The organism is Streptococcus sp. DFI.7.26 (assembly GCF_022240605.1).
In the GTDB taxonomy this organism is placed as follows: Bacteria; Bacillota; Bacilli; order Lactobacillales; family Streptococcaceae; genus Streptococcus; species Streptococcus xiaochunlingii.
The window spans coordinates 36,293-59,753 of the sequence record NZ_JAKOGN010000009.1; the positions used below are offsets into that span (position 1 = coordinate 36,293).

General features: G+C 43.6%; 14 protein-coding genes. 2 read left to right on the forward strand and 12 right to left on the reverse strand.

The window, feature by feature from the left end:
• Nucleotides 1-88: 88 nt before the first annotated feature.
• Together rpoB and pbp1b are read right to left on the reverse strand one after the other, a co-directional pair.
• Nucleotides 89-3,658: a DNA-directed RNA polymerase subunit beta gene (gene rpoB, locus L0M85_RS07730; RefSeq protein WP_238656787.1), complete on the reverse strand. Its 3,570-nt coding sequence runs from the start codon at nt 3,656-3,658 to the stop codon at nt 89-91.
• 421 nt (nt 3,659-4,079) lie between these two features.
• Nucleotides 4,080-6,512 carry a penicillin-binding protein PBP1B gene (gene pbp1b, locus L0M85_RS07735; protein ID WP_238656798.1) on the reverse strand — a complete coding sequence of 811 codons (2,433 nt, stop codon included), beginning with the start codon at nt 6,510-6,512 and terminating at the stop codon, nt 4,080-4,082.
• Nucleotides 6,513-6,720: 208 nt separating this feature from the next.
• On the opposite strand from pbp1b, the gene tyrS reads away from it, so the two are divergent.
• Both tyrS and L0M85_RS07745 read left to right on the forward strand, forming a co-directional pair.
• Nucleotides 6,721-7,977: a tyrosine--tRNA ligase gene (gene tyrS, locus L0M85_RS07740; protein ID WP_238656788.1), complete on the forward strand. Its 1,257-nt coding sequence runs from the start codon at nt 6,721-6,723 to the stop codon at nt 7,975-7,977.
• A gap of 56 nt (nt 7,978-8,033) precedes the next feature.
• Nucleotides 8,034-8,876 (forward strand): methyltransferase domain-containing protein, encoded by an 843-nt coding sequence (locus L0M85_RS07745; protein WP_238656789.1) that lies wholly within the window; start codon nt 8,034-8,036, stop codon nt 8,874-8,876.
• A gap of 50 nt (nt 8,877-8,926) precedes the next feature.
• Here the strand turns inward: L0M85_RS07745 and L0M85_RS07750 are convergent, their stop codons facing one another.
• From L0M85_RS07750 to L0M85_RS07795, 10 genes are all read right to left on the reverse strand, one after another.
• A complete protein-coding gene (locus L0M85_RS07750; RefSeq protein ID WP_238656790.1) occupies nt 8,927-10,225 on the reverse strand; it encodes a response regulator transcription factor in 1,299 nt (432 codons plus the stop codon).
• 12 nt (nt 10,226-10,237) lie between these two features.
• Complete coding sequence (locus L0M85_RS07755) at nt 10,238-11,884, reverse strand: sensor histidine kinase (protein ID WP_195612380.1); 1,647 nt, start codon at nt 11,882-11,884, stop codon at nt 10,238-10,240.
• A gap of 2 nt (nt 11,885-11,886) precedes the next feature.
• On the reverse strand, nt 11,887-12,498 hold the full coding sequence (locus L0M85_RS07760) for a DUF624 domain-containing protein (protein ID WP_238656791.1): 612 nt from the start codon (nt 12,496-12,498) through the stop codon (nt 11,887-11,889).
• A gap of 194 nt (nt 12,499-12,692) precedes the next feature.
• Entirely contained in the window at nt 12,693-14,174 is a 1,482-nt protein-coding gene (locus tag L0M85_RS07765; protein ID WP_238656792.1) for an ABC transporter substrate-binding protein, read from the reverse strand.
• Between the two features lie 63 nt (nt 14,175-14,237).
• Nucleotides 14,238-15,170: a carbohydrate ABC transporter permease gene (locus tag L0M85_RS07770; RefSeq protein ID WP_195612386.1), complete on the reverse strand. Its 933-nt coding sequence runs from the start codon at nt 15,168-15,170 to the stop codon at nt 14,238-14,240.
• Nucleotides 15,171-15,183: 13 nt separating this feature from the next.
• The gene (locus tag L0M85_RS07775) at nt 15,184-16,113 is read right to left on the reverse strand and encodes a sugar ABC transporter permease (RefSeq protein ID WP_023022063.1); all 930 of its coding nucleotides are present in this window, start codon (nt 16,111-16,113) and stop codon (nt 15,184-15,186) included.
• Nucleotides 16,114-16,329: 216 nt separating this feature from the next.
• Nucleotides 16,330-18,210, reverse strand: coding sequence for a beta-N-acetylhexosaminidase (locus L0M85_RS07780; protein WP_238656793.1), 1,881 nt, complete (start codon nt 18,208-18,210; stop codon nt 16,330-16,332).
• Nucleotides 18,204-19,073 carry an ROK family protein gene (locus tag L0M85_RS07785; RefSeq protein WP_238656794.1) on the reverse strand — a complete coding sequence of 290 codons (870 nt, stop codon included), beginning with the start codon at nt 19,071-19,073 and terminating at the stop codon, nt 18,204-18,206. Before L0M85_RS07785 ends, L0M85_RS07780 begins: the two co-directional genes overlap by 7 nt.
• Before the next feature lie 84 nt (nt 19,074-19,157).
• Nucleotides 19,158-21,803 (reverse strand): alpha-mannosidase, encoded by a 2,646-nt coding sequence (locus L0M85_RS07790; protein ID WP_238656795.1) that lies wholly within the window; start codon nt 21,801-21,803, stop codon nt 19,158-19,160.
• Nucleotides 21,804-22,035: 232 nt separating this feature from the next.
• Nucleotides 22,036-23,316: a glycoside hydrolase family 125 protein gene (locus L0M85_RS07795; RefSeq protein WP_048691324.1), complete on the reverse strand. Its 1,281-nt coding sequence runs from the start codon at nt 23,314-23,316 to the stop codon at nt 22,036-22,038.
• Nucleotides 23,317-23,461: the final 145 nt, after the last annotated feature.

Genomic DNA, 23,461 nt, shown 5'->3' on the forward strand with positions numbered 1-23,461 from the left:
GAGAAGGAACTTTCTTCACTCCTTCAAGCCTAAAGCTTGGGATAGAGAACCTTCTCAGGTTTTCCATCCTATTGAACTACATATTAAATTATTCTTCTTTCCCTTCAGCTTCAAAAGCTGCGCGAGCTTCCTTGGCTGCTTTTTCACGTGCTTTTTCTAGATCATCTACGTGGATGACATCGTCGTCTTCCCCTTCGTCAAGATCGCGAAGTTCAACTTCTTTGTCATCTTCATCTAGGACACGCATATCCAATCCAAGTGATTGCAATTCTTTCACAAGTACTCGGAAGGACTCTGGCACACCTGGTTTTGGAATTGGTTTTCCTTTGGTAATTGCTTCATAAGCTTTCAAACGTCCGTTGACATCGTCTGACTTGTAGGTCAAGATTTCTTGAAGGACATTAGACGCACCATAAGCCTCAAGGGCCCAAACTTCCATTTCCCCGAAACGTTGTCCACCAAACTGAGCTTTACCTCCGAGTGGTTGTTGGGTAACCATTGAGTATGGTCCGACAGAACGAGCGTGGAGTTTATCATCAACCATGTGGTGAAGCTTGATCATGTACATGACACCGACAGAAACACGGTTGTCAAATGGCTCACCTGTACGGCCATCGTAAAGAATGGTCTTGGCATCGCTATCCATACCAGCTTCACGAACGGTATCCCAGAGGTCTTCTGAGCTTGCTCCGTCAAAGACTGGTGTTGCGATGTGGATACCCAAGTTACGAGCCGCCATACCAAGGTGAAGTTCCATAACCTGACCGATATTCATACGTGATGGCACCCCAAGTGGGTTCAACATGATATCAACTGGTGTACCATCTGGAAGGTAAGGCATGTCTTCAACAGGAACAATACGGGATACAACCCCTTTGTTTCCGTGACGACCGGCCATCTTATCTCCGACGCGGATCTTGCGTTTTTGTGCGATGTAAACACGAACCAACATGTTGACACCCGATTGCAATTCATCTCCGTTTGCACGCGTAAAGATCTTGACATCACGAACGACACCATCTCCACCGTGAGGTACACGAAGAGAAGTATCCCGCACTTCACGAGATTTATCTCCAAAGATAGCGTGGAGGAGACGTTCTTCAGCAGAAAGGTCTTTTTCACCCTTCGGTGTCACCTTACCAACTAAGATATCGCCTTCTTTTACTTCCGCACCGATACGGATAATACCCATTTCGTCAAGGTTTCTGAGAGCATCTTCCCCAACGTTTGGAATTTCACGAGTGATTTCTTCAGGGCCTAACTTAGTGTCGCGCGTTTCTGATTCGAATTCTTCCAAGTGAACAGATGTGTAGACATCTTCTTTCACCAAGCGTTCGCTCATGATAACGGCATCCTCGAAGTTGTAACCTTCCCATGTCATGTAGGCAACGATTGGGTTTTGACCAAGGGCCATTTCCCCTTTTTCCATCGATGGACCGTCTGCGATAAAGTCTCCTTTTTCAACAACGTCACCAACCTTTACAAGAGTACGTTGGTTGTATGCCGTACCTGAGTTTGAACGACGGAATTTTTGGATGTGGTAGACATCAAGAGATCCATCTTTACGACGAACTTCTACCTTATCCGCATCTGCATAGCTAACTTTACCATCATGTTGCGCAATGACTGCAGCTCCTGAGTCATGAGCTGCTTGATATTCCATACCAGTACCCACGTAAGGCGCTTTTGGATCGATCAATGGCACAGCCTGACGTTGCATGTTGGCACCCATGAGGGCACGGTTGGAGTCATCGTTTTCCAAGAACGGAATACATGCTGTCGCAACGGCAACTACTTGTTTTGGAGATACATCCATGTAGTCGACTTGATCAGATGGGAACTCTTGGTTGTTACCACGGTGACGTCCCATAACGATTGGCTCAGCAAAACCACCTTTTTCGTTCAACTTAGAGTTGGACTGGGCTACGATGTACTCATCTTCTTCATCAGCTGTCAACCAAACGATTTCGTTGGTGACCACACCTTTTTCACGGTCTACTTTACGGTATGGCGTTTGGATGAAACCATACTTGTTCAAGTGTCCGTAGGATGACAAGTTGTTAATCAAACCGATGTTTGGTCCTTCAGGTGTTTCGATTGGACACATACGTCCATAGTGAGTGTAGTGCACGTCACGGACTTCGTATCCAGCACGGTCACGTGTCAAACCACCAGGCCCTAAAGCTGACAAACGACGTTTGTGGGACAACTCAGAAAGTGGATTGTGTTGGTCCATGAACTGGGACAATTGTGAAGAACCAAAGAATTCTTTGATCGCTGCAGTCACTGGACGAATGTTGATAATTTGTTGTGGTGTTAATACTTCATTATCTTGAACAGACATGCGTTCACGAACATTACGTTCCATCCGTGAAAGCCCAAGACGCACTTGGTTGGCAAGCAATTCACCAACGGCACGAATACGACGGTTTCCAAGGTGGTCGATATCATCCACGCGGCCAATACCTTCAGCCAAGTTAAGGAAGTAGCTCATCTCAGCAAGGATATCAGCTGGAGTGATGGTACGAACCTTATCATCTGGATTAGCATTGCCGATGATAGTGACAACGCGGTCTGGATCCGTTGGTGCCACAACCTTGAATTTTTGAAGAACGACTGGTTCTGTCAATACTGCTGAATCATTTGGAGTGTAGACAATCTTGTTCAAATCACCGTCCAAATGTTCTGAGATGCTGTCGATGACATCGCGTGTCATCACGGTACCAGCTTCTACAAGGATTTCTCCTGTTTCAGCATCTACCAATGGTTCCGCGATCGTTTGGTTCAACAAACGGTTCTTGATATTGAGTTTCTTGTTGATCTTGTAGCGACCAACTGGGGCCAAGTCATAACGACGTGGGTCGAAGAAACGGGCTACCAACAAGCTACGTGAGCTTTCCGCTGTTTTTGGCTCACCTGGACGAAGACGCTCATAAATTTCTTTAAGGGCTTCATCTGTACGAGAATCCATTGGGTTTTTGTGGATATCTTTTTCAACAGTGTTGCGAACCAATTCGCTATCCCCAAAAATATCAAAAATCTCGTCATCTCCAGAGAAACCAAGGGCACGAACCAAGGTCGTAAATGGAATCTTACGCGTACGGTCGATACGAGTATAAGCAATATCTTTTGAGTCTGTTTCAAGCTCTAGCCAAGCTCCACGGTTCGGAATAACCGTTGATCCATAACCAACCTTACCGTTCTTGTCCACCTTATCATTGAAGTAGACACCTGGTGAACGGACGAGCTGAGATACGATGATCCGCTCTCCACCATTGATGATGAAGGTTCCCATCTCAGTCATGATTGGGAAATCACCAAAGAAGACTTCTTGAGTTTTGATTTCGCCTGTTTCCTTGTTGACCAAGCGGAAGGTTACAAAGATTGGGGCAGAATAGCTCGCATCATGAATACGTGCTTCTTCCAAGGTATACTTTGGTTCTCTGATTTCATAGCCGACGAATTCCAACTCCATTGTGTCTGTGAAGTTCGAAATTGGCAATACATCTTCGAAAACTTCTTTCAAACCATGATCCAGAAAATCTTTAAATGAATCCGTTTGGATTTCAATCAAATTTGGTAAATCAAGAACTTCTTTGATTCTTGAAAAACTACGACGGGTCCGATGTTTCCCGTATTGAACGTCATGTCCTGCCAAAGTTTTAACTCCTTTTCTATACTAGGATACCAGCTAGGGGAAGGCCCTCTCTGAAAATCCGGTTTCTAGATCGCTTCTGACCACATCAGAATAGTTCTGATCCAGTCGAAACGATGTTATGAAGGGGGTGTGATCTACATCACGTGAGAAGAAATCTCCTCCGTATCATTCATCCTTTTTGGAATTTTTAGAAAGATTAAGTTTGTATGACAAATCTGTTTGTTTCTAAAAATAGGCACAAAAAGAGCAGCTAAATCGACTTTTATAAAGTTTGATTTAACTGCTGTAAGCTTCTATTTGGACAATATTTCAAATAAAGCACACGACAAATTACTTGTCCTTATTATATCGTATTTTCACAAAAAACACAAGGTTTTCTCTAGACATGAAAACGATTTTATGGTATTGTCCCTGATAATTTTTACCGGTTTTGTCCACTCGATGATGAACTGCTTGGCGTACTAGTATTGCCTGTCCGATTGCTATTGCGATTCCCATTGGAAGTCCCCGCTGAACCTCCTAGCATTCCAGCCCAAGCACTAGCATAATCATTATCTGATCCACCAATAGCAAAACGGTAGGTCGTTTGTGGAGCACCATTTTTAGCCCAATAGCTGGTAACTGTCGCACCCGACACATCGATGTCACGACCATTGACATTGACACGACCAGGTCGTTGTCCTGTAGCTTTCAGAACAGTCGATGAAATGACACTACTATCTAGGGTGAAGCGGTCTTGCACTCCCCAAGCATTTGGATCCGCCTGGTAGATAGCATTGGCTAAATAGGCCATGTAGCTTGCGTTGTTGTTGTAACCTGTCAATGGAGCCATAGAAGCATTGTTATCGTGTCCAATCCAGCCACCTAAGGTGAGACTTGGAGTAGACAGCATGAGCCACATATCTCCATTCTCATTGGTAGTTCCGGTTTTCCCGATCCAATCGGCATTAGCAAGGGTTGGGTTGACCTGGCTGATCCGGCTCTTGAAGGTCGTTGTTGCACCGGAGCTGATGACACCTCTTAACAGATCCTGCATGATAGTCGCAGTTGCTGCTGAGTAAACTCGAGTTGGTTTGCTTTCGTGCTGGTAAACAATTTTTCCGTTTTGGTCCATGATTTTTTCAATCATGTAGCGTTTTTGGTAATTTCCATTATTGGCAAGGGTTTGATAACCGTTTGTATGTTGGGCAACGCTTACTTCGATCCCGCCTCCCATTGGCAGACTTTCAATGCCGTACTCAGCGATATCGTAGCCCATTTTTTCCATATAGCCAGGTACATCGACACCCTTTTCACGGAGAGTACGATAGGTCCAATAAGCTGGGATATTCCATGAGGTATTGAGGGCCTCTCGGAGGTCCATCATACCAGTTCCTCGGTTATCCACGTGCATAATTGGCTCTCCACTAGAGAAGTTGGTTGGGTAATTGGAGACGATGCTATTGCTTCCCATCAAGCCTTGGTCAATGGCGATTCCATAAGCCAGCAAGGGTTTAATGGTAGAACCTGGAGAACGCTTTGTATCAAAGGCATGGTTATTTTGATTCCCGTCAAAATTCCGTCCCCCAACAAAGCCAAGAATCGCTCCTGTTCGGTTGTCCATAAGGACATTCCCAACTTCTACTGTTCCCGTTCCATCATCCAAGATACCACCATAATTGGCAACTGCTTCTTGCATGGCATTGTAGATAGCTTTATTGATAGTGGTTTGGACCGTATAGCCACCCTCTCTCAATTCTTTCTTCGCTAACTCTTGATAAGACTTAACCGTTGAATTGTTTTTTAGGTCGTGACTAGAAACGTTGTCTCTCTTGATTAGATACTCATACATAGCATCTTCCGCTTCACTAACAGCTTGGAAATACAAGTAGTCGTGTGGTGTCTTCTCGATGCCATTTGAAGGAAGGAAATCCTTGCTTAGATCATATTGACTATATTGGTCGTACTCTTCCTTGCTGATAGCACCCGTCCGATACATATTGTACAAGACATCCTTGGCACGATCCAAGCCTAAAGCTTGATTTTCCGGAGTCTTGAGGCTGCCATCAGAAGCGTAAGGTGAGTAGACAATTGGACTCTGTGGCAAACCAGCAATAAATGCCGCCTGTGGGATGGTCAAGTCTTTGGCAGAAACACCAAAAATCCCTTGAGCTGCAGCTTCCACTCCTGCAATATTTTGTCCCCGATTGTTTCGACCAAATGGAGAGACATTGAGGTAGGTCGTTAAAATTTCGTCCTTATCCATTACCCGCTCCAGAGCAAGGGCATCAATAATCTCAGCGGCCTTCCGTGAGAAGGTCGGTGCATCTCCCACAACTTGTTGTTTAATCAACTGTTGGGTCAGAGTTGAACCACCACTAGAGGACCCTACTCCAGCAACTGAACCCAAGGTGGCCCGGATTACTGCCTTTGGAACGACCCCATTATGGCTATTAAAATTCTCATCCTCTGTGGCAATAACAGCCTTTTTGACATTGTCCGAAATCGCATCCTTTTGGACAGGGATCCGAATCAAGTCACTGTCAATATCAGAAATGATGCTTCCATCTGAGTAGGAAATCTTTGAAACGCTGGAAATATTTCGTACTTGTTGAACCAATTGGGTCGGATCCGGTGTCTCTGTCTCATTAAATAGGCTGGCTGCATAGCCAATCGCAATCCCTGCACCCAACAAGAGACCACCTAAAGCAAACACCAATAGCACATCCCAAAGGAGTTTCATCGTGCGGAGAATCGTTGCCACGAAATCTCCTAGTGACCAGCCCTCCTTGTCTTCCTTCTCATCGACTTCAACAGTCATCTTGGCAAAGAAGTCTTTTATTTTCTTCCCGCACTTTGTAAAAAATTCTCTCATTTGAATCACTCTATTTCTCCTTGTCCTTCCTATTATACCAAATGGACCTCTTTCTTTTCAATTCCTAAAGTTGAGAACACCGTTTCCAACTGGATTTTTTTCGTCCTTTCATTGCTATTTCAAGTCATTATGGTAAAATAGAGAGAAACCATACAGATACTGGACTATTTTCATCGATCCGGCCAGTAGCTTAGAAAAGGAGAGAACGATGCACATTTTTGATGAGCTAAAAGAACGTGGTTTGATTTTCCAAACGACTGACGAAGATGCTTTGCGTAAAGCCCTAGAAGAAGGACAAGTATCGTATTATACTGGCTACGATCCAACTGCTGATAGTTTGCACCTTGGGCACCTTGTTGCAATCTTGACCAGTCGTCGCTTACAATTGGCAGGCCACAAACCTTATGCGCTTGTCGGTGGTGCGACCGGACTCATTGGAGACCCTTCTTTCAAAGATGCCGAGCGCAGTTTACAAACTAAGGAGACTGTAGACGGTTGGGTCACTTCTATCCAAGGGCAATTGTCTCGTTTCTTAGATTTTGAAAATGGGGAAAATAAGGCTGTCATGGTCAATAACTACGACTGGTTTGGCAGCATTAGCTTCATTGACTTCCTTCGCGACATCGGAAAATACTTTACTGTCAACTACATGATGAGCAAGGAATCTGTGAAAAAGCGGATTGAAACAGGGATTTCTTACACTGAATTTGCATACCAAATCATGCAAGGCTACGACTTCTTTGTCCTTAACCAAGAGCACAATGTTACCCTGCAAATCGGTGGATCTGACCAGTGGGGAAATATGACAGCTGGTACCGAGTTGCTTCGTCGTAAGGCTGATAAGACTGGTCACGTGATCACTGTGCCCCTCATTACAGACGCAACTGGTAAGAAATTTGGTAAATCTGAAGGGAATGCTGTTTGGCTCAACCCTGAAAAGACTTCTCCATACGAAATGTACCAATTCTGGATGAACGTTATGGATGCAGACGCTGTTCGCTTCTTGAAAATCTTTACTTTCTTGTCATTAGACGAGATTGAAGACATCCGCAAACAATTCGAAGCAGCACCACACGAACGCTTGGCTCAAAAAGTCCTCGCTCGTGAAGTCGTGACTCTTGTCCACGGAGAAGAAGCCTACAAAGAAGCCCTTAACATCACGGAGCAACTCTTTGCTGGAAATATCAAAAACCTTTCTGTCAAAGAACTCAAACAAGGACTTCGTGGCGTACCAAATTACCAAGTCCAAGCAGAAGACAACCTCAACATTGTTGAACTCTTGGTCACAGCTGGTGTGGTAAATTCTAAACGTCAAGCCCGCGAAGATGTTCAAAATGGAGCTATCTACGTCAATGGCGAACGCATCCAAGACCTTGACTATGTCTTGAGCGATAGCGATAAATTAGAAAATGAATTGACCGTTATCCGTCGCGGTAAGAAAAAATACTTTGTTTTGACTTATTAAAAAGAAGACCTCTGAAGCTATGACTTTCAGAGGTTTTTTGGTACACTAGAAGTATCATGACGATCAAACCAAAATTACAACGATTTCAGACTGCAACGGCTTTTGCCTGTCCCATCTGTCAAGAAGCCTTCGACCTGGTCCAACAAAGCTTGGTCTGCACTAACCGCCACTCCTTTGACTTGGCTAAGTTTGGCTATGTGAACTTGGCGCCACAAGTGAAGGCCTCCAAGGACTATGACAAGGAGAATTTTCAAAACCGGCAACTCGTATTAGAGAACGGCCTCTACGACCATATCCTTCATGCCCTGTCAGAATGCTTGTCCCCGATGAACCATCCAGCCAACATTTTAGATATTGGTTGCGGGGAAGGCTACTATTCGCGCATCTTACAAGAGCGGTATCCAGACCATTCCTTTTACGCCTTTGATTTATCTAAGGAATCGATCCAGCTGGCTGCTAAAAGCGACAAGGATTGGAAGGTCAAGTGGTTTGTCGGAGATCTGGCTCATCTCCCTCTTTTAGACCGGAGCATGGACCTTCTCCTAGATATCTTTTCGCCAGCAAATTATCAGGAATTTAAACGGGTCCTGGCCCCAGACGGCCGCCTTATCAAGGTCATCCCAACTGCCGCCCATCTGCAAGAGATTCGTCAGAAGGTTAAGGACCACCTGGATCAGGCCGATTATTCCAATGAGCAGATTATTCAACATTTCTCTGATCATTTTACGATTGAAAATACCATCCATTGCCAGGAAACCTTCGAACTCACACCAGCATTGCGGGAGGCTCTGTTGAGCATGACGCCTCTCCTCTTTCACGTCGATCCAGCTCAAATTGACTGGAACGATCTGACTCGGGTCACCATTTCTGCCACGATTTTGATCGGAAGAAGCAACTAAAAAACACCCTCCATTGATTAAAAATGGAGGGTATTTTTTATGTTTACAGATTAGTCACTTTCCTCTACGCCGATTTGCTGACGGTAGGCTTTGGGAGACTTGCCACACAACTTGCGGAATACTTTATAAAAGTAACCGACATTGCTGTAGCCTACCTCATAGCAAATATCTTCAATACTTTCCGTTGTGGATAAAAGCAACTGTTGGGCAGCTTTGATCCGTTGTTTATTCAAGAGTTCTGCAAAGGTGGAATTGGTCTCACGTTTGATCAATTGCCCTAAATAAACGGGATTGATATAGAGATCCTTGCTGATATCCTTGAGCGACAGTTCCTTCCGATAGTCGCGTCCAATTACTTCTAGGACGGTCGCCACATTATTGTTCATCCGATATTGAGAGAAGAAACTCTCCAATTGGTTCCGAACGCAGGTAACAAGATCCTCGAAAGTCTTTGTCTCATGAACGGCTTTCACAATTTCTGTCAGGTCATCACCGTGCAGGTGTTCAAATAAATGAAAGACATCCATTATGAACTGAATAAAGAGTTGCTTGGCTATCGCCACTTTTGGGGTATGGCTTCTCACGGTATCTTCCAACCAGTTCAACTCCTCCAAAATCTGTTGGATATTTCCCTGAATGATGACACGGTAGATGGGTTCGTAGTAATTAAAGACACCATCTTCTTCCTCCAAAGGGAGATCCTCATAAAACAGACTTCGTTCAACAAGCTCTTTAAATTGTTGAAAATGTTCCTTATAAGGTGCTTGGAAACGGCGCTGTAGGAAAGCTCCTTCATCCTCATCGGAAAGATAGAGTTGAAGATTTTTTCCTAAGACCTGATAAGACGAACTGGCAAAGCCCTTCCTTTCCTTATCCACTCCAATCCAGAGTTGTTTTCTTCCTCGGATGGCTTGTTCGAACTCTTCTTCTGACCAATCTTCATGAAGGAGCCGATTGGCCGTTTCTTGGTCTGGTTTTTTTAGAGTTTGAGATAACTTTTCTAGGATATTCCCCAGCTCCACCTTATTGACAGGCTTTAACAGGTAGTCTGCCACCCGGAGGTTTAAGGCTTTTTTTACATAAGCAAAATCCTGGTAGCCCGACATAATGATATAAGCCGCATGGGGAAGAATGGACTGCATTTGATCAATCATTTCTAGACCAGTTTTTCCTGGCATATTGACATCCGTAATCACGATATCCACTGGATAATCCGCAACATAGGCCAAGGCTTGATCTGCATCCTCTGCTGTGTAAACAACCTCCATGTCCCATTTTTCAAAGGGAATCAGTTTTTTCAACCCCTCAGTAATCATATATTCATCGTCAACCAATAAGACTTTATACACGATTCTTTCCTCTTAAGTGTCCTCGATGGTAATCGTATAGAGAACACCTTTTCCTTTTTCTGATGTAATTTGAATGTGGTAACGATCCCCAAAGTAGAGAAGGAAACGCTCATGGACATTGATAATCCCAATCGATTGTCGCCCCTTACTCTCTTCTACTTCTTCTCGTGGATCCCTATGACTCAATATTTGTTGGATCCGTTGCAGTTGGCTCGGTTCCAGTCCTCTCCCATTGTCTTGAACCCGAATTTCCACAGCTCCTCCAACATGACGGACTTTGATACTAATGACGTTGTCCTTGCGCTTGTGATCAACTCCATGAACAAAGTAATTTTCCACTAGTGGCTGAAGAGTAAACTTCGGAATAACCATCTCTTCTAGACCGGGTTCAATTTTAAAGCCATAAGCAATCGATTTTGGATAACGCACCATACAGAGATAGCTGTATTTTCTACAAAATTCCAACTCATTTTCTATGGTCGTTTCTTTCTCCTCTGAAATATTGTTTCGAAGGAGACTACTAAATTCGTAAATAATATCGGCTAATTCTTCTTGATCCTGCATAACTGCATACATGCGAATAAACTCCATGGTATTATACATGAAATGCGGATTAATCTGCGCTTGCAAGGCCTTCAAATTGGCATCTTTTTGGCTCAGTTGTAGCTGATAGATATCACGGATAGACTTGTCCATATTGTCTAACATGGTATTGGTCGTTTCTGCAACTAAAAGGAGCTCCTGCTCTTTGGTATCCACATTGATCCGTCGCTCAGAATCCCCCTGGCTGATGGCTTCCATGGTATCTACCAAATCCAAAACTTGTTTTTGGTAATTACGGAAAATTCGTTGAAGCAAGAGATACAAGACCAAGACCAGGATTAAGGCGACCGAAATCATCCAGGTAAAACTAAACAAGGCTGTTCGAACCGTGTAAGAGGTCGGAATCCCAACCCAGATTTGATAGCCGTAAGCAGTATCTCGCACAATCCACTGGCTGTGATCTTTAGGGTTGATATCCCCTCTGTGGTAAAAAACCTTGCCCAAGGGATTATAGATTTGTACGGCAACTGGAATCGTGTCTTGAATATTGTCAACGACAGAATCCAATAGCGCTGGATTGATTTTAATATAAGCCAGTCCAATATCCTCGCCAGTCGTCACATCCGTTAAGGAGACTGGGATGGCTTGCGAGCTGGCCTTGTACCGATCCGCTGGAACTTGTTGCCCTCCTTTTTTATTTTTACTGGAGACAAACACAGTCGTATAGTCATTTAACACCAAATCAATTTGATCAATAACATCGTGTTCCAAATACAGAGTTTCAACATTACGGTGCAGCGAAACTTGAATATAATTGGAGAAATAATTATCCAATCGCCAGCTTTCGTATTCAGAAGGCGTCATTGAAAAATACTTGTAAACTCCTTCGAGCTTGGCAGGATTTTCTACCAGACTCTTTCCCCATTGAGAAGATCTCTTATAAATATCCTCTACCTCAACAGTCAAGCGCGAGGAAATCAACTGAGCAATCCGTTCTGTTTCTGCTTTCTGATTATGCCAATAGACCAAGGATACCGTCACGCCTAAGGTCGTGATGATCCCCACCATGATATAGGCATAGAACTTCAAAAGAGTCGCTAACCATATTTTTTTCATAATTAAGAAACCACTTTAGAGCGAATTGTTTCATAGACTGGTTGAAAAATATCATTGACAAAGAAATGCCACAAGCCCAGTAAAACAAAGAAGAATAAAGCCGGAACGAAATGGGTAACAACCCCTAACAGAAAGGTCCCCAAGAGAAACTTGGTCACTGCACGAATATCCAGAAAAGTACCAATGAAACTCAACTTCAAGCTATTAAGATAGGACAAGTCAAAATGGACTTGAAGCTTGAGATAGACTGCAAAAGTCAGGGGAGCCACCAATAAGAAAATCAAATTGACCAATAAGATAAAAATCTGAAACAGGGACAAGTGGGGCAATTGAACCATCAGATACATGCCATAAATAAGAATAGCTTCGATTAAAAAAAATGTATAGAAAACCTGGTTGGCCCGACGGAAATTTTCTTTATAGAGCGACCAAGCCTCAGACCAACCATATTGCTTGTAATCAGATCCATGTTCGGCATATAGACTCATAATCGTTGCACTAGCCGGCCCAAATCCAAATAAGATGCCTCCACAAAAGGTTAGCGCCCAAAAGATTCCTGTTGCCAGCATGGCTAAATAGACCCTTGTAAAAATTAATTCAATCATTCTTCCCATAATGTGTCTCCATGTTCATTTGTTGTAGAGGGGAGCGTACGACTTAGTATAGTTTCCCTAGTACAACTGATGATTATACCCTATATTATAGCACATTTCCTCTGATGGTTTCGATTTCGAAATCATCAACAGAAAAGACTTTGAAGTGCGAAGACCTCAAAGTCTTTTGATAGACTTAAGCAAGTATTGTTAGCTTATTTCTTAGCAGCAAGGTACTCATCGTATTGTTTTTGGATTTCATCCAAGACTTTTTGGTAGGCACCTTCTGATTTCAATTTTTCAAGCATCTTAGGAATTTCAACTTCAGGATCTACTGTACCTGTATTGATGGCACTTGTGAATTGGTTCAAAGTGTTTGTAAGGGCAGTGATTTCTGATTTCACGTTTTCAGTGTTGAAGATGAATCCAAGTGCTGGAGATTCTTTTGCAGTTTCCAAGTCTTTCTTAGATTGTGCAATTTGCTCATCGGTTACGTTTTCGTTGATGTAAAGGATCCAGTTGTTACCAGTGTTCCATCCAGACATGTGAGTGTTTCCGTTGTAGCCATCCAAGACTTTCACGCGGTTTTCTTTACCTTCAACTTTTTCCCAGTTCTTGCCTTCTGGTCCGTACACAAGACCGTTCAAGAGTTCTGGGTTTGTATTCAAGAGGTTCAATACTTCCATTGCTTTTTCTTTGTTCTTAGAGTTGTTTGAGATGACAAAGTTTGCAACTTGAGTAGTGTTGTTCTTCTTGTAAAGTTGAGTGAATGGTTTGATCTCAATCTTACGGTTTGCTACACGAGTAAGCAAGCTGTTACCGTAGTCAGCAGGTCCTACTGTTTCTTCACGTACCAACCAAGTATCTTGAGAAAGGTCATATCCAGTGTCGCTTGTAGCTACGTCTTTTGGAATGTAGCCAGCTTCATAGTATTTATGAAGAGTCTTCAAGTTTTCAACATAACGTGGGATTGTGTAACGGTCAACGATCTTAGTTGTGTCACCTTGCAAATCGACAACGAATGGAAGTCCATCTACTGCGATGTAATCGAAGTCATCAGAAGGTCCACCATAGCTCTTGTTCATTGCGAATGGAACAACGTTTGGATCTTTTTCTTTGATCGCTTTCAAGACTGGTTCAAGAGAAGCATAGTCTTTTACGTTTGAGATGTCGATACCATATTTTTCAAGAAGTGGTCCATTGAAGGCAAAGTTTTGTGAAGATGCAACGTTGGCTGCAACTGGAACAGAGTAGATCTTACCGTTGACAGTATTCCCTTTGATGTAAGCAGGGTCAAGTGCTTCATAAAGCTCTTTTCCTTCTTTCTTGTACAAGTCTGTCAAATCAGCGTAAGCGCCTTTTTGAGCGTTGATAACATAGTTGTTTGCGAAAGCAATATCGTAGCTTTCACCAGATGAGATCATAACGTTCATCTTCTTGTCGTAGTCACCCCAACCAAGGTATCGGATGTCTAATTTAACGCCAGCTTTTTCTTCGATGATCTTGTTCGCATTTTCTAACAAGGTATCCAAGTTATCCGGTTTGTCACCGATTTGGTACATTTTGATAACTGTTTTACCGTCTTCACTCTTAGATGATTTTTGGTTATCACCTGTCAAGTTACCACAAGCAGCAAGAGTTGCTCCAAGTGTGAGAACGCTAGCAGAAGCTAAAGCATATTTTTTCCAATTTTTCATGAGAAAAACTCCTTTTTTATTTTTCTTTATTAACATTATGAAGGGTGGGTGAGAAAAGTTCGCTTACTCTTTCACACCACCGATGGTCAATCCTTTTACAAAGTAACGTTGGAAGAATGGATAGAGGATAGCGATTGGAACTGTTGCCACCACCACCATGGCCATCCGTCCAGTTTCCTTAGGAAGGGATTGGACTGCACCAGCGATTTGGCTAGATGCACCGACGGATTTAGAGATGTAATCCATATTATTTTGGATTTGCATCAGCAAGTATTGAAGGGGATAAAGGTTTTCACTCTTGATATAGAGGAGAGCGTTGAACCAGTCATTCCAGAAGGCGAGGGCTGTGAAGAGACTGATGGTAGCAATCCCTGGGAGAGAAAGTGGCAAACAGATCTGGAAGAAGATCCGTGTCTCACTGGCTCCATCTATCCGAGCAGACTCAAGAATGGCTTCTGGGATCGTCCGTTTGAAGAAGGTCCGCATCAAGATAATGTTAAAAGGACTCAATAACATCGGAATGATGAGGGCTCCAACGGTATCTCCTAAATGAAGCAATTGAGTGGTAACGATGTAACCTGGTACCATTCCTGCACTAAAGAGCATACTCAAGAGGGCAAAGACAGTAAAGAAGTTTCTATACTTAAAGGTTCTACGAGAGATCGCGTAGGCATAGGTCGTTGTAATGAAAACATTACATGCTGTCCCTACAATCGTTACAAACAAGGTAATAAAGAGGGCTTGAAGAATCTTATCCTTAAATTGAACAAGGAAAAGATAGCCATCTGTACCGAATTTAGCAGGCCAAAATTGGAAGCCGTGAATTGCCAAACTTTGTTCATCTGTCAAGGAAATCATGACAACGAAGATAAAGGGCAAGATACAGGATAGAGCAACCAAGCCAACGATACTACTAAAGAAGATGTCTGCTTTCTTACTGAAGGAGTGGATCCCAACATTATCAACTTTTTCTTTTTTAATTTTTGATTTTGCCATGGTATCCTCCTTTCTAGAAGAGCGCTGCATTCTTATCAATCCGACGTGCTACAATATTAGAAAGTAAAACGAGAATCAATCCGACAACTGATTGGTAAAGACCAGCAGCTGCGGCCATCGCAATATCTCCTGATTTAGCAAGTCCGTTGTAGACATAGACATCAATTACGTTTGTCACACTATAAAGGGCACCTGAGTTATGTGGGATTTGGTAGAACAATCCAAAGTCAGCACGGAAGATATTTCCGATGGCAAGGATGGTCAAGACCGTAATCAAGGAAGCCAACTGAGGAATGGTAATGTGGCGGATTCGCTGCCACTTGGATGCTCCATCCACTGTTGCTGCTTCGTAGAAGGTTGGATCAATCCCCATGATGGTTGCATAGTACATAACACTGCTATAACCAAAGCCTTTCCAGATTCCTAAGAAGAGGAGAAGCGCTGGCCAAATGGCAACCTCTGTATAGAAGTTGATTCCTTTCATCCCAAGTGATGTTAAGATGTGGTTAATCAAGCCTTTATCGACGTTTAAGAAAGCATCTGTAAAGAAGCTGATGATAACCCATGACAAGAAATAGGGGAACAACATTGATGTTTGAAACACTTTAACCAACCGTTTGGAACGCATCTCACTAAAGATAATGGCAATCCCAACGGAAACAATCAAGCCCAAGAAAATAAAGGCAAGGTTGTAAAGGACGGTATTTCTTGTAATGATATAAGCATCTTTAGAACTAAAGAGAAATTTGAAGTTATCAAATCCTACCCACTTACTCTTCATTACACTATCAATAAATCCCTCTCCGGTGATATGATAGTCTTTAAATGCGACAACGTTTCCCAAAACAGGTATGTAGAAGAATAAAATCAACCACGCTGCACCTGGTAAAACCATCAAGAAGAAAATGAGATTTTCTCTCAAGGTCTTAACAAACTTTTTCATCTGACTCCCCCCTTTGTCATTTTATTTTTTTGGTAACGTTTACATTTTTTATTATAAAACTCTATGAAAACTTTTTCAAACTCCTAATTATAGAAAAAATTCTACAAATTTATGACATAGCCTTAAAAATGGAGAAAAAAGGAGAAGAAATTCCTCTTTTCATAGGAAATCCTTCTCCTCCTTAAAATTCATTTTCTTTAAAGACAGCCTTTTGGATTAGGTCGTATAAATGGTTGAAGCTGTCGCAATAGTATGCCACTGGTTGGCCGTCGTCGCTGCGAAGTCCTTGTCTCCGTAGAAATCATTAAATGGCAGGATATCTACTTCTAGTTCGTCGATACGAGAGATTTCGCCTGCTAGGTAGTTTTCAATGCGGCTTTCTGCGCGCTTGATGCGTTGCAAGAGCCCACCCATACGAATGTCTACTGTATCCAAGCCAAAGACCTTGTTTTCTTTCAACCATTGGTGGCTAAAGAGCTTGTGGAAGTTTTCAATCTGGCTTCTGAGTTTTGGTAATTCTTCCCTAGCAATTTGTTGCAAGCTCTCTTTATCACCTTTTTGATAGGCTTGACGAATGCGTCGGCCCACATCCACTTTACTGCTTAAAATCTGGTTCAACTGGGCCTGAGTTTCGAAAAGATAAGAATAAGTGCCCGCTTTTTCTTTAATGTCAGAAAGAATCTCAGCTGCTTGGGCAAAGTGTGGCTTGTCCTGTTCAGGTGTCATGTGCTTGTCAAGAATTGGGCAGAGAACATCCTGATAAAAGACATAGCGGTTGGGGTTGATACCACTGAGATTATCTGGTAGGTCTGGCAAGAGGTTGGCAAGATCAAGTTGCATAAAGTCCTCAACCGATAAGCCTGTGTTGGTCTTGAAGTGAGCTGATAGACGCTCTAAATCATTGCGGTAGCTGAGCTCCGCCCAGATTTGCAAACTTGGTAGAATCGAGAACTGGGCCGTTTCACCACCATTGTCCCCCCAGCCAGTCACAATAACTTCCTTGATTTGATTGGCACGGCAGGCTTTGTTGGCTTCAAGAGCGATAAGACGACTGAAATGATTATGAGGTGTAAAGCCAATCCACTTCCAAGCCCCACCTGCAAAGGCGATATCCTGGCTAATCTTGTGGTGGTTACTGAAGTTACGGTTGTATTTTTCTTCGCTATCCTGATAATAATCCCAGTAAACCAAGGTCACACGGTCTTTTAGACGGTCTAAGTAAACACGAGTTTCTTCTGGAATTTCTACCTCACGGTCGTACTGGCCATCTGCTGACATGAGCTTGAAGAACATATCACTCCACATCTGGCAGTGGAAACCATACTTGTCTGCAATATCCAGCACGCACTCCAAGTGTTGGCACATGAGGAGGCTACGATCAACCACACCGTTTAGGATAAGGTAACGTCCCAAACCAACTAGGTGAGCTTCATCCATCCCGATATTGACCTTGCGAGTTTGTAGTTTAGATAATGTCGCAAACATACCGTCAATCAGGTCATAGACTTTTTCTTCACCGATGAGAAGAATATCTTCTACATCGCGGAGCTCTTGCACTTCTTTGACGCCCCATTTGACAAAGGCTGACAAGTGGGCCAAGGTCTGGATACATGGCACAAAGGTCATGTCAAACTGTTGGGCGTATGCTTCGATTTCCTGTAATTCCTCAGCAGCATAAGCTCCACGGAAATAACCAAAGTAAGGTTGTCCTTCAATTTGATAGGTGTCTTCCATGTAGAGCTCAAAGGTTGAGTAGCCCATCAGAGCCAAGACTTCAATCATCTGTTTGGCTGATGCGACATTGATCACGGCATTGCGTGAACAATCCGCCATATAGGCCAAATCTTCATAGGGCGCCTGCTCCTCAATCTCTACCTTGTCCCCTTCTGCTAAAGCTGTTGCTAGCATAGATAAAGCACGGTAGAGTTGATGAGGTTTACGGTAGGTCAGTTGATACTGCCCCTTCTCACCCTTGATAGAGATAGAAGCTTGGTCAGACTGAGCGACTGCCACTTCTACATCTGATAGAGAAATGTGACTTTTTAATACTTCGATAGCTTGCGCTTGTTTGGAACTAAGTCCTGTAAAAATTACCATTGGTTTTCCTCCTGTAACCAGTTGACAAGGGCACCGTAGAGATTGGCATCTGCGTGATAGGTGCAAGCTTGAATCACTGGAGCGATAGTATATTCTTCATATCTTTCCACAAAGGCGTCTACTGCTTTTTGCACCCCTTTGATAAAATCTGGGTTCTGACTGATAGAACCACCTAGGCTAATGACATCTGGGTCGATTAGGTACTGGATATTGAGCAGGCCTTGAGATAGGTTACGGTTCATGCGCTCAATGGCTTCTTGGCAGAGGGCGTTTCCTGCTGCAGCCTCTTGGTAAATCTTACGGCCATCCCAGTCAGACTGACCTGATTTTTCAATCACATAACGCACCATGTTTCCCGTAGAAGCTAGTAACGACCAGTTGTTGAGCCTTTCTGCCGGCTCGATGGTGGTCATGTAGCCAAACTCACCGCCCAAACCATGACGACCACGGTGTAGCTTGCCATTGATGATCATGGCCCCACCGATCCCTGTCCCAACCACGACACAGGCTGCATTTTCAATCTCAGGATGAGCTAGCAGTTCACTCAGTCCGACACAGTTAGCATCATTTTCTAGATGGACAGGAAGTCGGTGATGAGCAAGAACCTCATACCAAGAAAAACCATGAATGTAAGGAATGGCACTGATTCCTTCAATCACTCCTGTTTCTTGATTAACGGCTCCTGGTACACTCATAGCAATTCCACGATAGTCTTGTTCTGACAATCGCTGGTCCAACCAAGCTAGCAACTCTTCCAGAGTCTCTGGCGTTGGGGTGCTGGCCTTATCTAAAATTTTTCCATCAGGAGTGATACTGGCAAACTTAATCCCAGTCCCTCCGATATCAATCGTTGCAAGGGTCATAGCTTTTACCTGTAAAAAGGAGCGAGTCAGCAATCGATTCTTACTTTGTCGCTCCTCCTTTCTTGTTATGTTTACTTTTTGAAATTAAATTTCTTCTTTTTTGATCAATTCTGTACGAATTTCTTGTGGTGCCAATAGTCCTGAATGAACTGGATATGGACGTTCCAATAAGTCAAGAATGGTTTGTTGTTTATCAGACACGCGAACATTTTCTTGGCTCATGTTGTAGTAACGAAGGACGTAACCTTCTTCATTCTCAGCAACTTTAAAGGCTGTTGGGCAAACTTGTGGCAAGTTGAGGGCTGGATGGTTGAAGAGACTACCTGTTGCTGCGACGCTCCCCTCCTGTTTTGCAACTTGAAGGGCTGTAAATGGCACCTGGAAGGCTTTGGCACGACGAAAGGCTGAGAAACGATCCTGAGCCTGATGGCATTCTACTGCAAACTCAACTTCGATAGCTCGCAAGCACTGGGCTTCTGGTGTTGGGAAGTAGCCCCAGTCACCGAGTTCCCCTGAAGCACGGAGAAGGGTTACAGCTATGGTATCGTCTCCAAGAATTTCGTATTCATGCAATCCTTTGTTGGCTACGGTCACTCCTTTAACCTCATCATACAAGCTGACAAAGGCTTGTTGGTGCTGTGGATTTTCAGGATTTTCCCAAGAAGCTGCTGGTTTATTTGGCCGTGTCACCACCTCATAGATGCTTTCCGAGTCATTGCTTGGACGAGTGTTATGAGTTTTCACCAAGAGACGAATGCGGTGATCCTTAGCGGTATTGGTAAAGCGCGTCTTGAAGCGAATTTGCGGGTCATCCACAAAGACGGTCATCACTGTTTCCAACGGAATGGTTGTCAGCTCTTCTGACCGTCCTGCTTCTCGGTTCATAAACTCGATAATGCCTCTTTGTTCCGCATCCAATTGTTCATCCGCGCTGACTGGGATGGTCAAGTCATGCTTGAGCAAGATTTTGGCATAGCGAGCATTATTTTCCAAGACCTCATGAGCTTTCAGCTCCGCATAGATGGGTTTTGTTCCTTTTGGTTGGAAGTAAATGTATTCATTGCCAATATCACCGCGGTCTTCGAAGCCAAGGAAGTCCTCATAAGCCTCATTGGTCGTCTTGTCGTAAAGGGTCAAGCCATCATCAATACTGAGGGTTACGAACGGCGTATCGAGAACCCCATTTTGGTAAATACCATCATGATGGGAAGCTTTTCCTTCCAAGAGCTGGAAGGTGGTCCAAGAAAGAGGCGCTAGGTGAACTGGAACCGTCACGCGCACTTGACGAGCGATATAAGGTTGACGGAATTTATCCTTAGGCAAGGTATAGCCAAAACTTGCCCCCAAGTCTTCAATCTCAGCTTCTACAAGATGACCCTCTAAATCCTCTACATGGTAATCTGGCAAGGTCAAAGCCGCCATTTTCTTGAAGCCTTCTGTCGGGTGCAATTCCTTAAATGGACAAACCGCTACGTCGACAATCGTGCTGACGGTGTCCACCTTATCATGCAAGCCAGTGTTAATAACCGTAAAGAGATGCTCACTCTGAGCTTTTTGAGTCGCGAGTTTCTCTTTCCATTCATTCAGAAGGTTGGTCTTAACAAAGCTTCCGACTTGATTGACCTTGGCAAAACGAACTTCCATTTCACGGTGAACTTCGTCAATACTACAACCACAAATACTATCGTGTGGCGCATTTTGTAAGAGCATCTTCCAGGCATAGGTCAATTGATCCTTGTGATTGTGGCCACCTGTAAGGATGGTCAAAGGTTCCACCACTTGCTCTAGCAAATTGCTGTTTTCTTGAAAGGCTTGTTTGAGATAAATACGTGAAGAAGAGGTGTTGGCAAGAGTGTACCAACCATCTGTTTCCTGGCTAGTCAACTCCCCTGTAACTGTTGATAGGTGTTCAGGAAGTGCACTTTCCACTGCTTGAACGTATTCATCAAAGGAGCTGTGAATAAAGGTCACGTCTGGGAAGAGTTCGTTTGCCACACGAATGGCTTCACTCAAGTTTCGTTGAACTGGTTGGTGGTCACAACCGTTCATCATCAACCATTGGTTGGTCGATGCATAGTCACGAACGTCTGCCAATTTTTGTTTCCAGAAAGCCAAAGCTTCATCTTTATCCACTGGAATTTCGTTCCCGTTACTGTACCAGTTGGCAAAGAGAATACCCAGCACACGGCTACCGTCTGCCCCTTGCCAGTACATTTCAGAAAATTGAGAGGTAAACTGCTCATCTTCGAGGACCTGGTTGTCAAAGCCGATCGGTTTGACCCCACGCCCAAAGGCTGCTACGTGAATCCCTGATTTTTGAAGAATTTGAGGAGCTTGTCCCATATTTCCAAAGGTATCAGGGAAGTAACCAATCTGAGTATATTTGCCCCATTTGGCACATTCAGCTTGTCCAATCAAGGTATTGCGGACATTGGCTTCACTGGAGATCAAGTAATCATCCTGCAAAATGTAGAATGGACCAATCTTGAGCTTGCCCTCGTCGATATAACGCTGCACCTTGTCACGGTTTTCAGGACGAATTTCTAAATAGTCATCGAGGACAATGGTTTGTCCATCCAAGTGGAAGCTCTTGAATTCAGGGTCATTTTCAAAAAGATCAAACAGATTGTCAAAAAGTTCCACCAACTGCATCCGGTGACTTTCAAAAGGTAGATACCACTCACGATCCCAGTGACTGTGAGAGATGATATGTACAACAACATTTTCCATGAGTAAAACCTCATTCTAACTTAAATTTAAAAATATATTTGTGATTCTTTCCTAGAATCAGTTGAGCGAAAACGTGCTCCTTATACTCAATGAAAATCAAAGAGCAAACTAGGAAGCTAGCTGCAGGTTGCTCAAAGCACTGCTTTGAGGTTGTAGATAGAACTGACGAAGTCAGTAACATATATACGGCAAGGCGAAGCTGACGTGGTTTGAATTTGATTTTTTAAGAGTATTAGCGGATATCCAAGTAATCCAAGACTAATTCACAGAACATCATGTTGGCCCAAGAGAACCATTCACGCGAATATTTGGTTGGATCATCCACGTGGAAACTTTCGTGCATGACACCTGTTCCACCATCGCAGGCAACCAACTGATCCAGCAAGAATTTCTTCTCAGCTTTATCTGTAGCTGTTAAACCTTGGATCGACAGGGCAATCGGCCAGATATAGCGATAGAAGGTATGAGAACTTCCGAGTCCGCTTGCGTACTTCCCTTCATAGAAGTAAGGATTTTCAGGGCTCAAAATAGTCCGACGAGTAGCTTGGTAGACCTCATCGTCGATCGCGCAGTAGCCAAGATAAGGAGCTGCCAACAAGCTTGGTACGTTTGGATCATCCATGATGCTAACATTTCCCAAACCGTCTACCTCAAAGGCATAGATCTTCTCGCCCTTACTGTTAGTAGTGTAGGCGTAGTTTTCGATCCCTTCTTGAATCTCCGCTTGGAGGCGTTTGGCATCTGCAATGATACTCTCACTATCAGCTAGATTCAATGCTGCAAAGATTTCCTGGACATAACCCAAGACAACCACTGCAAACATATTTGACGGAATTAAGTAGCTATACTGACAGCAGTCATCACTTGGACGAAAGGCTGACCAGGTCATCCCTGTCACAGCAAAGTCAGGCCCAAAGCCGTCATTTACCAAGGTATCTTCCTTACGATCGGTATCACGGACGAAACGGTATGGTGAGTTATTGTGGTCTTGCTCCACTGTCCAGAGATGAAGGATTTCCTTGGTCGCTGTGACAAAGGTTTCATCAAATTGGCTAGTCTCACCAGTTTCCTTCCACAGGAGGTAAGCCAATTGCAAGGGATAGCAAAGCGAGTCCACTTCATACTTACGTTCCCAAATCCAGCCATTCAAATCGGTGTGGTCAGTCTCGTGGTGGCCTTTCCAGTTCTCCTCAATATTAAAAGAGTTAGCATAGGGATCCTTGAGGATCAAGGTCATCTGGCGCTTGACCAAACCAGCAATGGTCTGGCGCAAACGAGGGTCTCTTTTTGCCACATGAAGATAGGGTCTCAATTGAGCCGTTGAGTCACGCAACCACATAGCTGGGATGTCCCCTGTCAACACAAAGGTTGACCCATCTTCTAAAATTTCAACTGTATTATCCAAAGTGTCTGTGTAGCAACGCTCAAACACATCCACCCACTCCGGGTACTCCTTGGCACGTTCTGCTACTTGGTCCAGCCATTCTCTGACGATTTCTTTTGAATAAGTCATTCCTTTTCCTCACACGTATCGATTCTTTCCTATTCAGTATAAAAGATTTCAGATGGGAAATACATACGCAAATTATAGCCCTTTTTCTACAAACTTTTCTAGTTTTGAAAAAGACTTTCCCATTTGAGGGGCTTCTGCTAAAATA